We start from the raw sequence: 13743 nt of genomic DNA on the forward strand, positions 1-13743 counted from the left end.
TTCCAAGGCGGTGATTTTACCATCATTATTCGCATCAGCGGGGCTAACATCCATGATCATGTCTTTTACTTCGTCGCGTTCAAGAACCCCATCTCCATTTTGTCGTACCTTGCAAGTATCTTTTCCGCGAAGCTGAGAAATCTCGGCTCGATCGACGACAGTGGGGCTTGCTGTCCATCGATTGAATCTAGGATTGTCGCTTCCGCGAGCACTTGAATTTCCTCTCGCGAGAGCAGGCCGTTGTTGTCGATGTCGGCTTTTTGGAACTCGGCTTCCGATAGTGGTGATTCACTTTCGGAGAGCATTGCATCTCCGTTTTGGTCCTCAGTTGCCAGGAAATCTTCGGTTATTATTCTTGCAAATTCGATGATAAACTCTCGCTTGGCACGCTCTTGTGCGGCGTCAGACAAGGCCAGGTAAGCCGCTGCGTGGATCAGGTAGGCGAGCATGTCTTGCTTGTCTGGCGCCTGGAACTCGCTGATGCTGGCCTGTGATCTGGCAGGGGCAGGTGTCGTGTAGAGAGCAACATCAAGTTCAGGCCAGGCGAATCTGACACTTAATGGTCGGACTTGCGGTGGAAATTCAGATTCATCGAGATGCAGCTTTGAGGCTGCTCGTATTGCTTGCGAACGGGTCGAGGCAAGGATCGCCTCAACAGCCGAGTCGGTGTCGGTGTGTTGGCCAAGCGTGCTGGTTAGTTCGAGCAGTTCCAAGGCTAGCGATCCGTTATTTTTCGTTTGTCGTCTTATGACTGTTTGGGATGTGCGACTTCCTTGAAAGAATGGCAATATGATTTGCTGCGGAGAGCAATAATCAGAGAAACCGCCGTTGAGGTCGCACAGACTTAATAATTCGTTCGGTTGTTGCGACAATCGTTCGAGATGTTTTGCCACAGCTTTCAACACGCGTTGTTGGTCTTGTTCGGTGAGTGCGATGCGTGCCGGGTTTGATTGTTTCTCAAGTTCAGTGAGAATGATGGTTGCTTGCGTGAGCAACGCGTCGGTGGTATCTCCCGGTACCATTGCCAGCACCTCGGTCGCTTTTTGCTGCATCACTTGGTTGTAGCCGAAAAAGTTTTTCGGAGGCAGGAATTCCAACCAGAAGTCAAATCCGAGTCGTTCATTTGTATAGACTGTGGTAGCCAATTGTTGGTTTATTTCGTCGGGGGTGTCGCTGTGTTGCAGCAGATGGATCCTCGCAAGGTTGGCCGCAGCAAGAATGGTTTCTTCATCGGTTGCCGTGGGGAAATAGTCGTTTGCCAAGTACCAAATTACGGGAGTCGCTTGCACGCTAGTGTAGCGGGAAATCGCTGGGTAGATGCGCTGCGCTAACGCGTCGTCGCTGCTCTTCAACGCTTCAACTATTGACTCCCAGAAGCGAGTCTCACCCGCAAACGAGTCGTGGATAATCTTCATGATTTGAGTATCCAACGAGCTTATCACGTCATCGGATCTGACCGGTTGATCGGCCACCGTCGCCATCGTGCTTAAGAGTGAGGCACGAACTTGCTCAGCGTTACCGGGGGCGATCAGGTTTTCGACTGCTTCCAAAGCACTATAGAGTTGAGTGGGGCTTCTTTCGGTTTCCACTTGGTTAAGCCAAACTGACAGCGGTTTACCCTCAAAAACGGGTTCTGTTGTTATTTGGGGACTTTCCGCCGGCAAGCTAAGCGTGCTTTGCGGGCGGCCAATTTTTGCCAACACCGTTTCGCCTCGCCGAATGATCACCGATTCACGATCGATCAACAGATCATCGCTAGCGCCGGCAATCTCGATCTCATATTTGCCCGCGAACAGTTTGGTCGCCGTCGCGCCCTGTTGGACGTTCACACTGTCATACTGTTTGCCGTCACTCAGTAGTTTGACCGTGACATTTTCCGCCTCGCTTTCAATGACCAACTGGCCTTTTTGCGTTTCCACGATCAACCAGATGGTGGCCAGCAGGAAAGCGGAAAAACTGGCCAGGGCGATGGATGTGTCCCAGCGACGGGTGCCACCACCGGAAGCGTTTGTTGTCGGCTTGCGCGGGTTGGCTGCGTTTGCGGAGGGTTCGTCGGGTGGGGTGTGCGGCTGTGTTTGTTCAGCACGGTGGGCCAATGCGGCGAGATCATTGCCGGCTGTGAACTCTTCGAGTTTTTCCGCCACATGCGCCGCGCTGGCTGGTCGGCGGACCGGGTCGCGGTGCAGCAGCTGGGCGATGAAATTAGCCAGCTCTCTGGGAAGATCGGGACGCAGCGTATCGGCGCGGGGAGAGGTGTGGGAAGCCAGCAATCTAAGTTTCGCCAGCGGCGAAAGATCCGGAGAGGCGGCCAGTGGTGGGCGTCCTACTAGCAAGCGAAATAGCGTTGCTCCCAGGGCATAGAGATCGGCGCGATAGTCCACCGTGGCGGCGCATTCGGCTTGCTCTGGAGCCATGTAATCAAGCGTCCCCATCAGTTGACCCACGGTGGTTAGCTCTGCCGACGCTTCGTCCCAAAGGTTGTGCCGGGCCAGTCCAAAATCTAATATCTTGACTTCGCCGCTGTGACTGAGCATCAAGTTTGATGGTTTCACGTCGCGATGGACGATCCCCAGCTCGTGGGCATGGGAGAGTCCCAGGGCGATCCGCCGCATGGCTTCACAGGCGTCAGCAATGCTCAGTGGACCGCAGAGTCGGGCGACGCGGCTGAGATCAAAACCTTGGACGTATTCCATCACCAAGTAGTAGATTTCGGCTTGCTGGCCAGCGTCGGTTGCTGTCACGATCGCGGGATGATTCAAGCCTCCCGCGGCGCGGATTTCGCGCTGAAAGCGACTCAAGTGCAGATCACTCGTTAGCCACCGCGAGGGGAGTACTTTGATGGCAACTAATTTTTCCAGTTGGCAATGCCGAGCTAGGTAAACCGAACCCATGCCCCCCTGCCCCAGCGAGCGGATCAATTGATAGGGGCCGATCATGCGTTCCGTCAAGTCGCCCCACGAATCATGGGACGATTCGTGACCAGCCTCATCCTCAGCTTCCCGTGCCTCGGGCAGTCGCTTGACCATGCTCAGCGCGTACTCAACCACAGGTTCAACATGTTGTGCGTTCGCTGGCTCGGAAGTCGTCGATTTGACGCTTTCTAGTATCGAATCGGGCTCCGATTCAATGCGGGAGATCGTGGCCTGGCAGGTTTGGCAATGTTCCAAGTGACTTTCCAGGACGCAACTTTGCTCGCTGTCGGTCCAGCCGCCGAGGTAATCGGCCAACGTTTCTTGGTCGGGACACGTCATCATTTTGGTTGCATCGGTGGGTATAGCACTGAATGGCATCATCGGGACCTCGGGGAAAGAGCGGGACTTCGTCTCTACCCTTCAAGAACGATTCTAGTGTGACACCACTTGTCGGTCGCTGGTTTTACCTGCGTGTTTGAGCAACAATGGAAAAATATGTGTGGTCTTTTACTTATGGCGGTTCCCAATCTCGGTTTACGCGAACGGTTTACTGATGAGTAGCACGCGCGGCGCGAACGTAGAAGAGGATTCAAGGTCGGGCGCCACGCGGCTGAGTTTGATTTCACGTGCGCGGGCGCGTCAGGCCGATGCTTGGTGTGAGCTGATAGATCTGTACGGACCGCTGGTGGCGCACTGGAGTCGGCGCTGTGGATTTGACTCGCACGCTTCGGCCGACTGCGTGCAAGAGGTCTTTGCGGCGGTTTATAAATCGCTGGGCAGCTATCAAGCTCGCTGCCGCGCGGGTTCGTTTCGCGGCTGGTTGTGGACCATCACGGCAAACAAAATCAGAGATCGGTTGCGAGCACAGCGCCCGCATGATCGTGCCCGTGGTGGCAGCTCGGCATTGCTGGGATTGCAATCGATAGTCGATCCGCACGATCCGCAAGACAGTGAGTTGGAAACGCCCGAGCCCAGAGTGCCCGAGTCGGAGCCGACATCGAATGACGATCTGCGGAGTTTGATGAGTCGCGCGATGGAGCAGGTGCGAGCCGAGTTCGAAGAGAAGACTTGGCAGATTTTTATACGGTCCGTGGTCGACCAACAATCAACGCAGGGAGTTGCCGAGCAATTCGGTGTTACACCCGCCACGGTCCGCAAAGTTCGCAGTCGCGTCATGCGACGTCTCCGTCAGCAAATGGGCGACATCGGCGACTAATGGTGAACCGCCTTTTTTCCTGCGATCGTCGATTCCGGCGGGGATTGGCGAGTGGGCTGGCGAGTGGGCTGGCGGGGCCCGATACCCTCTGCCGGATCGAGGGCGAAAATGATAGACTTTCGTGTCGTGATATTCGCAGCAGGCGGGTTTTGATTTACTTGTTTGAGAATTGGAAGAACCAGATGAAAGCGGTCGCCGTCACTCCCGGTAAGCCGAATAGTGTCCATTTGCAGGATATTCCCAAGCCTCGCCTTGAAGATGTGCCAGGTGGCGCCGGCGTGCTGGTCAGAGTCTTGAAAGTGGGTGTCGATGCCACCGACCGGGAAATTAACGATGCCCTTTATGGCAATGCACCTCCGGGCTTCGATTACCTAGTGCTCGGACACGAGTCGTTCGGTGTCGTCGAAGCTTGCGGCCCGAATGTCACCAATTTAAAACCGGGTGACTTTGTGACGGCCACCGTGCGGCGGCCCGGCGGGTCGATTTACGACCAAATCGGCACCTACGACATGACCAGCGAGGAGACCTATTACGAGCGCGGGATTAACCTGCTGCACGGGTTCCTCACCGAGTACTTTGTCGAGGACCAAGAGTACGTGGTGCGTGTGCCCGAAGGACTCAAGCATCTGCATGTGCTGATGGAGCCGATGAGCTGTGCGGCGAAAGCGGTGCATCAAGCTTTTGAGGCACAACGTCGCATGCGAGTCTGGCGTCCCAAGTTGGCCTATGTTCTGGGCAGCGGCCAAATCGGTCTGCTCACGACGCTGGTGCTTCGCCTGCGGGGGATGCAAGTTTGCACGATCGCTCGCGGCACCGCGCCGAATCTGAAAGCGGAGATCGTCAGCGGTTTTGAAGCGCGCTACGTCAGCACTCGCGATCTGCCGCTGAGTGGTCTGGTGGCGGAAACGGGCAAGCCCGATTTGATCGTCGATGCCACCGGCAGCAGCCAGCTGGCCTTCGAAGCCATGCAACATATTGGCCACAACGGGGTTGTCGTGTGGACCAGCATCACCGGGGGCGATCGCAGCATTGAAGTCCCCAGCGATAAGATTAACATCGAATGGGTGCTGGGTAATAAACTGTTGCTCGGCAGCGTCAATGCCAACCGCGAGCATTTCGAAATGGGGATCCGTGATTTGGCGCTCGGCGAAATGATGTTCCCCGGCGTGCTGGAAAAAATTCTCACCAGCCCGGTCGATGGTCTCGATCAATATAAAGAAATGATGCGGTTATTGGTCGAAGATGATGACGCCCTGAAAGTCTACGTCAACGTTGCTGAATAATCGTTCCTCGCCAACGCTCGGTGTTTGCAAATGATGGTCTGGATCAGGGTGCTGTGTGTCAGTTGTGTGTGGTCTGTCTGTGGAATCACTCCCACGGCTCTCGCACAGCCAGCCGGCGGCGGGCAGTTGAGTTTTGGGCCAGTGCCGGGCCAGCAACTGACGGCAATCGATGGCACCCCGTACCAATTGGGGCCGGGGACCGTGTCGCGGTTTCAAGTCGTTTGTTTTATTGGCTCCGAATGTCCGCTCGCCAAGCTTTACGGCAGTCGTTTGCAAACGCTCGCCGACCGGTACGCGGATGCCGGGGTCAGCTTTGTGGGGGTCGGTAGCAATCGCCAAGATTCGGCGGCAGAGCTTGCTGAGTACGCCGATCGACATGCGCTGAGCTTTCCACTGGTCAAAGATCGCGGTAATCGCTTGGCGGATCAGTTCTCTGCCACGCGGACCCCGGAAGTGGTCGTGTTGGATGCCGCCGGAACGATTCGCTATCGAGGGCGAATCGATGACCAGTACGAACCTGGTATCGTGCGAAGTGCGCCGAAAAGTAACGATCTGCAAGCTGCGATTGAGGCTTTGCTTGCCGGTCAACAACCGCCGCGAGTTCGCACGCAAGCGGTGGGTTGTATCATCGGAAGAGAGCCGACAGCACCGTCAGCTGGCCAACCCGGTTCTGGCCAGCCCGCGGAGATTACCTTCACCCGCGATGTCGCCCCGATTTTGCAGACGCATTGTTTGTCGTGTCATCGTCAAGGCCAAATAGGTCCTTTCGCCTTGGATGACTATGACGAAGTTGTCGGCTGGGGAGAAATGATTTTGGAAGTCATTGATCAAGGCCGGATGCCGCCTTGGCACGCTGCGCCGCCACATGATCGTTTTGTCGGAGCGCGTCACTTGCCGACCGAGCAGGTCGAGCTGCTGCGTCGTTGGGTTGCCCTGGGGATGCCCGAGGGTGAGCCGCAAGATTTGCCCCCCGCCCCGCAATTTGTCGCCGGTTGGGCTTTGCCGCGAGAGCCAGACGAAGTGCTGGAGATGGCTGCGGCTCCCATGCAAGTGCCCGCTACGGGAACGGTCGACTATCAATATTTTGTCGTCGATCCCGGCTGGGAAGAGGAGCGTTGGATTCAAGCGGCCGAGGTGGTGCCGGGCAACTCACGCGTGGTGCATCACGCGATCTGCTTTGTGCGACCTCCCGATGGTGGGCAGTTTAACGGGATCGGTTGGTTGGCTGCTTACGTACCAGGCCAGCGGCCCGCCGTGTTACCCACCGGGGCCGCGCGACGGGTGCAAGCTGGTTCCAAACTGGTCTTTCAAATGCACTACACGCCGACCGGCAGGCCCGAAACCGATATCAGTCGCATCGGACTGCTCTTTGCCGATCCCGAGGAAGTTACCACCGAGGTGCAAACCCGGATGGCAATCAACCAATCCTTTGAAATCCCTCCCGAAGCCGAACGTCATCCCGTGCGTGGCTACGACCGTGGGTTTAATGATGGTGATTTATTGTTGTCGCTGATGCCGCATATGCATTATCGCGGCAGCGAATTCATGATTTACCTGACCGACTCCGCCGAGTTGCAAGATGCCTTCATCGAAGAAACCGGTGAATCGGCCCAGTCGCAATTACCCAACCCGCAATTACCCAGCCCGCTGCTGCGAGTTCCCAACTACGATTTTAATTGGCAGCATGATTACCGTTTGGTCGAGCCCGTTGCGTTGACCTCACAGACTCGCCTGCTGTTCACCGCGGTGTTTGATAATTCCATCCATAATCCTTTCAATCCCGATCCGACAAAGCACGTCAGCTGGGGTGATCAAAGTTGGGAGGAAATGGCTGTCGCGTTTTATGATATTGCCCGACCCCGCCGCGGAGTTGGCGAAGGGAGAAGGCTGATCAAGCGAGATCGATCGGAGGAACAGGTTTCAGCGGATTTGGCCGAGCGACGGGCCGCCTTTGTGGATAATTTCTTTGCTCGCTTTGATCCGAATCAGGATGGCGTTATCGAACGCAGCGAGACCCCCACTGCGCTTGCCGCCTTTGGTTTTTGGTCGCTCGACATCAACAACGATCGCGTGTTGGATCGGGACGAAATCAGCCGGTCAGCGGCCGCGCGGATTCGTAATTAAACAAGCAGTCATCTTTGAGGAGTGCGTGTGCACCGCCGCGTCAATCATTTTTTAGCCAGCATCGTCGATCATCCTTTGCTCGGTACGTTGCTGATCTTGGTATTAACCGTGCTGGCGGTGATCGGCTATCGCGATCCAAATTTGTTGTTGGATCAGCTGCGACCGAAAGCAGTTGAGCAAGCGGTTGAGACTGTCGCGCAAGGCACCGAGTCGACCGCTCCCCTGCCCGACGTGAATCCGCTGCGGTTGGGAGAGGCTGATGCGATCTTGCTGATTGGTTCGGACCAGATTTTTACCCCGGCCGGGATGCGGGCGCTTCGTGAGACGGTTTCGCGGTTGGAGGCGTTACCGCAAGTCAGCAACGTGATGTGGATGGACCGCGCGCCGATCATCAACATTTTTGGTTTGCCAGAGCCTATTTTTCCTCGCGGGAATGCCAGCGATACGTTGCTCGAGGCGAGTCGTCGCAAGGCGCTCTCGCATCCCTTGGTGGCTGGGCAATTGCTTTCGCCCGACGGTAAGTACTTACAATTGATGATATCGATCGATTGGTTGTTTGTGGAAAACGATGAGGCAGTGTCGACTGATCTAGCAGAGGTTGCCGAGCAGGCGATCGCGGCCGAACCGGAATTTCAGGCCAGCGTGCAGGTGACTGGGCCAGTGCCTTTGTACCTGGCCAGTTGGCGGTCCTCCGGCGAGAACCAATTGCGTTATCAGTTGATTGGTTACTCCGTGATTGGTATCGCCGCTTTGATTTTATTTCGCGGCCCGGCGGCGGTCTTTATTGTGGCGCTCGCACCCGCCTTGGGCGTGTTTTGGACGCTGGGTTTTTTGCGTTATTTCCAGCTCGAACAAAACCCCTTCAACGATGTGATTTTGCCCACGTTACTGTCCCTGTTGGGCTTAACGGACGGGGTGCACATGATGGTCCAAATTCGCCACCACAGGGCGGCCGGACTGCCGCCCCGAGATGCTGCTCGGCGGGGAGCGCAAGAAGTCGGCTTGGCGTGCGTGCTGACCTCGGTGACCACGGCGATCGGTTTTGGTTCGCTGAGCTTGGCGGGGCACGAAGTGGTGCGGGACTTTGGTTGGTGCTGTGTGCTGGGCGTGTTTTTGATGTTGATCGCGATCCTCACGGTGATCCCGTTGGCGTGCAGCACGATCCTCGGTCGCAGAGTCCACGCCGGGCATCACAGTGGCGTGGTCCAGCGTCAACTTGGACGCATCAGCGTGGTGATTGATTTTGCCATTCGTCGTCGTCGCTTGGTCAGCACGCTGGCGATTGCTTCGACGGTATTGTGCGCGGTGGTGGCTGCGCAGTTGGAGCCTGATGAACGGCGGCAACAGGGGCTGCCCACTCGCAGTCCCGCGGTGCAAGCCATTCAGCAAATGGATAAATCATTCGGGGGTCTGGAAAGTGCCCGCGTCTGGGTGCGTTGGTCCGCGGCGGCGGAGGAGCAGCCCGACGCCGTGTTGGAGATGATCAAGCGAGTTCACGGTTTGCTCGATGAGGAAGAATTGTTGGGCAGTCCGCTCTCGATTGCTTCGCTGATCGAAGCCTTGCCAGGGCGAGGACCAGCGGGCAGCCGGATGGCGTTGGCCGATCTGCTCCCGCCGCCGCTGAAGCGTGCCTTTTATACTCCTGAGACACGCACCGCATTCGTCTCGTTTCGAGTGCAAGATCTGGGCATCGCTCGCTATGCCGAAGTTTTTGAAAGATTAGAACCTAGGCTGGCCACGCTGGCTGAGCAGCATCCTGGTTTTGAACTGGAATTGGCTGGCAGCGCCGTGCGGCGATGGCAAAATCTGTATCGCATCGTCATTGATTTGGCAGCAAGTTTAGGAGCAGCCAGCATCATTATATTTATCGTTTTGGGATTAGTGTTTCGCTCGCTTCGTATTGGTTTGATTTCCATTATCCCCAATATGTTTCCACTGGTCTTGACAGGCGCTCTGTTGGTCTGGATGGGGCAAGGGCTGGAACTGGTCAGCGTCTGCGCGTTTACGGTCTGTTTGGGGATCGCTGTTGACGACACGATTCACTTCATGACGCGTTATCTCGAATGTCGCGAAACCGGCGTGGATGATAAGCAAGCGATTCACGATGCCTTCGTCGGCGTGGGAACCGCTTTGATCACAACGACGGTGGTGCTGGTGGCGGGCTTTATCACGGTGATGCTCAGCGACTCTCGCGAGCATGTGATTTTTGCCGGCATGGGAATTATGACCTTCCTTTCAGCCCTGTTTGCCGATATCTTTTTCTTGCCGGCGCTGCTGGCTCAATTCGCCGGCAATGATGAGCTCGCTAGCATTGATAGTAGGGCGGACGATGCTATTGCGGTCGGTGCGTCTGAATCGCCGCTTATCCAAACGAAGAACGAAAACACTGCTGCTCCGCTCTGATTTCCTTAGCATGCCCGAAATTTTGCCTTCATTCCTATTTCCGGATTGGCAGGAAAATGGAGGCGGGAAAATAGAGTGCGGTTGGTTTGTGCCGTGAGATTTATGTCCAAGCGGGCTGATCGGTGTAGAGATCTAGGATTTGGCTCTGGACTTTGATGGCCCGCACCAGCGTCCAGATTTGATCGGCATCAAATTTCTGTGGACCGTCTTGGCAGAGCATGTCGAGTTCTGCGGTCACCGCTTCGTGTTGATCGGCGGTTGCCTTGAGCCGGAAAGCGGCCGCTTTGCATTCACGTTGCACGCGAGCGTCGTCGTTAAGCAAATTGTCATCGCAACCGCTGTTGAGAATCAACAGGCAGATTCGCGCGACCTCGATAGCCGGCAGGTCTGGGTTGAGGTGCTGAATGCGTTCGGCGAGACGATGACAAAGCATAACGTTCCGGAGCGTAAGCCGTAGCGATGAGACAAAGATCAGCAAACTATTCAACCCTAGCTTGCGATTTTGTCTCTGGGCCACGCTCGGGATAAAAAAAGGCGGTCCGACGTTGCGGTATGCCGCAGGTGTGGCGACGGCTAAGACCTAAAGCAGGCCGTATCGCTGCAGGGTCGCTTTTAATTGGACCTCGCCGTCGGCTTCCAGGTCGGTCATTGGCAATCGCAATTCGCCGGTATCTTTGCCCAGCATTCGCAGGGCCGCTTTGACGGGAATCGGGTTAGTCGCCAGGCCGAGCATTTCACGGCAGAGGGCAAATAGTTTGAAGTGCATTTGTTGGGCGCCGGCCAGATCGCCAGCGCTAAACAGGCGGAGCATGTTCAGCATATCGCCCGGGACGATGTTGCCGACCACCGAAATGACACCCTCGGCCCCGAGCGCGAGCATCGGCAGCGTGAGGCTATCATCGCCGCTCAAAACCGTAAGGTTGGTGCTGGCGAGTACTTGAGAGCACTGGTCGAGCGAGCCGGTCGCCTCTTTGACCATGGTGATGTTCTCCAGTTCGCTGAGGCGAGCGATGGTTTCGGGTTCGATGTTTTTCGCGCTACGGCCGGGAATGTTGTAAACGCAAACGGGAATATCGACCGCTTCGGCAACCGCTTTGAAGTGCTGGTAAAGCCCTTCTTGGGTTGGCTTGTTATAGTAGGGAGCGACCTGCAGCGTGGCGTCGGCTCCTTCGCTGGCAGCCCGTTTGGTCAGTCGCAATGCCTCGGCGGTGCTGTTGCTGCCAGTGCCGGCCATTACTTTGCAGCGCCCAGCCACGTGCTGGATCACCTCGCCAATTACGCGATCGTGTTCTTCGTGAGTCAGCGTGGGCGATTCACCGGTCGTTCCGGCGGGGACCAAGCAGGTGACTCCGGCGGCGATTTGAAACTCGATCTGCTCGCGGAGACGTTCGAAATCAACTTGGCCGTCGCGAAACGGGGTCACGATGGCAACGGAGAGGCCGGCGAACTGGGAGCCTTTGCGGTTGTTCATGGGGAAATCAATGAGCGGTGCGGTGGAGAATCGGGCGCCGAAGGGCGAACTTCGTCACTCTGAATGGATACACGCCCGGGACGCTGCTCACAACCCGGCTAGGCACGCATCTGCCCGTGATTCATCTAGTTTTCAACTCGTCGCGATGGGGGACCGCAGCAGGCAAACTCCGGCGGTGTTGCCGGCGACTCCAGCGACGCATGATCATGAGCAAGACCATCAGATAGACAATACACAAGCCCAGCAGCGGATAGACCAAGCCGGGAAAGACACGGAATAGGCCGTCCGATAAATAGGCCTGAGCGTAGCACAGAGGTGCCATCCCCAAGGCCGTAGCCAGCATCACGGTGACGACGGAAATGCGGGAAAAACCAGCCGCGTAGGAGACCAGATCCGAAGAGGTCAGAGGGTTCACCCGCAATAGAAAAATGACCCAGCCTCCGCGGCGTTCAAGGAGCGTTTGCAGCGGCTCCAGCGACTCGCGAGCAACCCACTTGCCGAGCCAGCGATCTCCCCAGCTCCGCGTCAGCAGACAGGCCAAGCCGGCACCCAGTGTGTTTCCCAACAGGGACAGTGTGCCGCCCACGGCGGGGCCAAAAATCATGCCGCCCGGTGCATACAGCAGCAGTCCCGGCAGCGGGGCAATCACCACTTCCACAACCACAAACAGCACGTACACCAGCGGCGCCCACATCCCCAGCTCATCAAAATAATGTTGCAGGGCGGCGATTCGCTCGCTGGCCGCGGTATCGGGACGCAGCAATTGATAGGCAATTCCCGCGGTCATCCAAGAATACGCCACGAGGCCGCCCAGCAGCAGGAAGAGCAACCACGGCAGCGAACGCGTCAGCTGTGTGGCCAACGTGGAAACTGGCGGCGGGGCCGAATCGGGTCGAGCGTGCAGAGACTCGAGTTGAGGGGGCAAGATGGTGATCGAATGAACCTAACGCGAGCCGCGCACGCCGGCTGAAAAGCCTCGAGACAACAGCCCTCCAGCGATAGGCCCTCGCACCAACCGGCCGGCAACTAACCGGGAGCCCGCTCGCAACCGGGAAGCGATCATGGGTGGCTGAGATAGCAGGAAAGCTTCCCAGCCGCGATTGGCCGTGACGCGGTGCATTTGATTCGCGACAAATCGACACCAGCGTGGGTGCCTGGAGTTCTCACAGGCGGCGTGCATGCCGCGTAAAAATTCACGATCGCAGGCTCGTTTATCGACGCCTGGAATCTCATAGCAAGCATCGTGTCGGCGACAGGCGGGGCGGAAATCTGCACCCGCAGCACCTTGGGGGATCAGCAAGCTGAGAGGTCCGCGGAGATAGGCGGGGCCACAAGGACGGCAGGAGTTTTGCCCGCGCACCTCAGTCGCCGGGAGCAAGGTTAGCCAAAGCAGACCAGCTAGCATGAGCACGGGGTGCGGAAATCGACGGCCAGTGGGATTACTCGTTCCGGAGCTCATGCGCTGCTCGGCAAAGTTGGCGGGCGGAAGTCTTTCGGTTACATCAGCCATTGAGGACTGGCTCACGGTTCCGAGGAACCGGACGCTGGCGCGTTGCGGCTGATTCATTTCGGTTTCATGACTTATGCGGAGGTGCTTAGGGCCGCACAGCATCCAGTATACGCCGCATCTCGGCCACCGCGGCGGTTAATCCCACAAACACAGCTCGCGAAATGATCGCGTGGCCAATGTTCAACTCGATCATGGAATCGATTAACGCAACCGGGCGTACGTTGGCATAATTCAAGCCATGCCCGGCGTGAATCCGCAAACCGCTCGCTTTTAATTGTGCAGCGGTCTGTTGCAGGCGAGCCAACTCGGCGGTCTGCGCCGCATCGCGAGCCAATGCGTAGGGTCCCGTGTGCAGCTCCACCGCATCCACACCCAGTTTAATCGCGGCATCGATCTGGGCCGGTTCGGGATCGAGAAAGAGGCTGACAAGAATTCCGGCATCGCGCAAGCGTGCGACGGCGGCCGACACTCGCTCACGTTGGGCGAGAATATCCAACCCTCCCTCGGTGGTGACCTCTTGCCGTTGCTCGGGGACCAATAATGCCCATGTCGGTTTGACCCGGCAGGCAATGTCGAGCACCTCTTGCTCGCAGGCAATTTCAAAGTTGGTTTTGACCGTGACCGTTTGCATCAGCAACTGCACGTCACGTTCCTGGATGTGCCGACGATCCTCACGCAAGTGAAACGTGATCCCATCTGCCCCGCCCTGCTCGGCAAATGCCGCCGCGGTGACGGGATCCGGTTCATAAGTCCGCCGCGCTTGGCGAAGGGTGGCAACGTGGTCGATGTTGACGCCGAGTTCAATCATGGTCGCTGCTGATTGG

The 13743-nt window shown here is 57.1% G+C and carries 10 protein-coding genes; 4 read left to right on the top strand and 6 right to left on the bottom strand.

Translation table 11 applies throughout. The features are described from left to right. Positions 1-65 precede the first annotated feature (65 nt). Positions 66-3254, bottom strand: a complete 3189-nt coding sequence (locus SH139x_RS05990) for a serine/threonine protein kinase (protein WP_488354369.1) — start codon at positions 3252-3254, stop codon at positions 66-68. A gap of 211 nt (positions 3255-3465) precedes the next feature. Between SH139x_RS05990 and SH139x_RS05995 the strand changes: the two genes are divergently transcribed. The 4 genes from SH139x_RS05995 (at position 3466) to SH139x_RS06010 (ending at position 9938) form a co-directional block, all read left to right on the top strand. After that, entirely contained in the window at positions 3466-4128 is a 663-nt protein-coding gene (locus SH139x_RS05995; protein WP_488354370.1) for an RNA polymerase sigma factor, read from the top strand. 182 nt (positions 4129-4310) lie between these two features. Next, positions 4311-5411, top strand: coding sequence for a glucose 1-dehydrogenase (locus tag SH139x_RS06000; protein WP_488354371.1), 1101 nt, complete (start codon positions 4311-4313; stop codon positions 5409-5411). Between the two features lie 30 nt (positions 5412-5441). Further along, on the top strand, positions 5442-7535 hold the full coding sequence (locus SH139x_RS06005) for a redoxin domain-containing protein (RefSeq protein WP_488354372.1): 2094 nt from the start codon (positions 5442-5444) through the stop codon (positions 7533-7535). A gap of 21 nt (positions 7536-7556) precedes the next feature. Continuing rightward, positions 7557-9938 (top strand): efflux RND transporter permease subunit, encoded by a 2382-nt coding sequence (locus SH139x_RS06010; RefSeq protein ID WP_488354373.1) that lies wholly within the window; start codon positions 7557-7559, stop codon positions 9936-9938. Positions 9939-10038: 100 nt separating this feature from the next. On the opposite strand, the gene SH139x_RS06015 is transcribed toward SH139x_RS06010, so the two are convergent. The 5 genes from SH139x_RS06015 to SH139x_RS06035 all read right to left on the bottom strand — a co-directional run bounded on the left by SH139x_RS06015 (position 10039) and on the right by SH139x_RS06035 (position 13727). Continuing rightward, on the bottom strand, positions 10039-10371 hold the full coding sequence (locus tag SH139x_RS06015; protein WP_488354374.1) for a hypothetical protein: 333 nt from the start codon (positions 10369-10371) through the stop codon (positions 10039-10041). Between the two features lie 147 nt (positions 10372-10518). Further along, complete coding sequence (gene dapA / locus SH139x_RS06020) at positions 10519-11409, bottom strand: 4-hydroxy-tetrahydrodipicolinate synthase (RefSeq protein WP_488354375.1); 891 nt, start codon at positions 11407-11409, stop codon at positions 10519-10521. A gap of 121 nt (positions 11410-11530) precedes the next feature. Beyond that, a complete protein-coding gene (locus SH139x_RS06025) occupies positions 11531-12334 on the bottom strand; it encodes a TVP38/TMEM64 family protein (RefSeq protein ID WP_488354376.1) in 804 nt (267 codons plus the stop codon). An 18-nt stretch (positions 12335-12352) separates the two neighbouring features. Beyond that, positions 12353-12919, bottom strand: a complete 567-nt coding sequence (locus SH139x_RS06030) for a hypothetical protein (protein ID WP_488354377.1) — start codon at positions 12917-12919, stop codon at positions 12353-12355. Between the two features lie 85 nt (positions 12920-13004). Continuing rightward, entirely contained in the window at positions 13005-13727 is a 723-nt protein-coding gene (locus SH139x_RS06035) for a pyridoxine 5'-phosphate synthase (RefSeq protein ID WP_488354378.1), read from the bottom strand. Positions 13728-13743 lie beyond the last annotated feature (16 nt).

This window comes from Kothea flammea, from assembly GCF_052161645.1.
GTDB lineage: Bacteria > Planctomycetota > Planctomycetia > Pirellulales > Pirellulaceae > Laterigemmans.

Coding starts and splice junctions, on each gene's coding strand:
- SH139x_RS06035 (WP_488354378.1), bottom strand. CDS start 13,727: ATGATTGAACTCGGCGTCAACATCGACCACGTTGCCACCCTTCGCCAA.
- SH139x_RS06015 (WP_488354374.1), bottom strand. CDS start 10,371: ATGCTTTGTCATCGTCTCGCCGAACGCATTCAGCACCTCAACCCAGAC.
- SH139x_RS05990 (WP_488354369.1), bottom strand. CDS start 3,254: ATGATGACGTGTCCCGACCAAGAAACGTTGGCCGATTACCTCGGCGGC.
- SH139x_RS06030 (WP_488354377.1), bottom strand. CDS start 12,919: ATGGCTGATGTAACCGAAAGACTTCCGCCCGCCAACTTTGCCGAGCAG.
- SH139x_RS06005 (WP_488354372.1), top strand. CDS start 5,442: ATGATGGTCTGGATCAGGGTGCTGTGTGTCAGTTGTGTGTGGTCTGTC.
- SH139x_RS05995 (WP_488354370.1), top strand. CDS start 3,466: ATGAGTAGCACGCGCGGCGCGAACGTAGAAGAGGATTCAAGGTCGGGC.
- SH139x_RS06000 (WP_488354371.1), top strand. CDS start 4,311: ATGAAAGCGGTCGCCGTCACTCCCGGTAAGCCGAATAGTGTCCATTTG.
- dapA (WP_488354375.1), bottom strand. CDS start 11,409: ATGAACAACCGCAAAGGCTCCCAGTTCGCCGGCCTCTCCGTTGCCATC.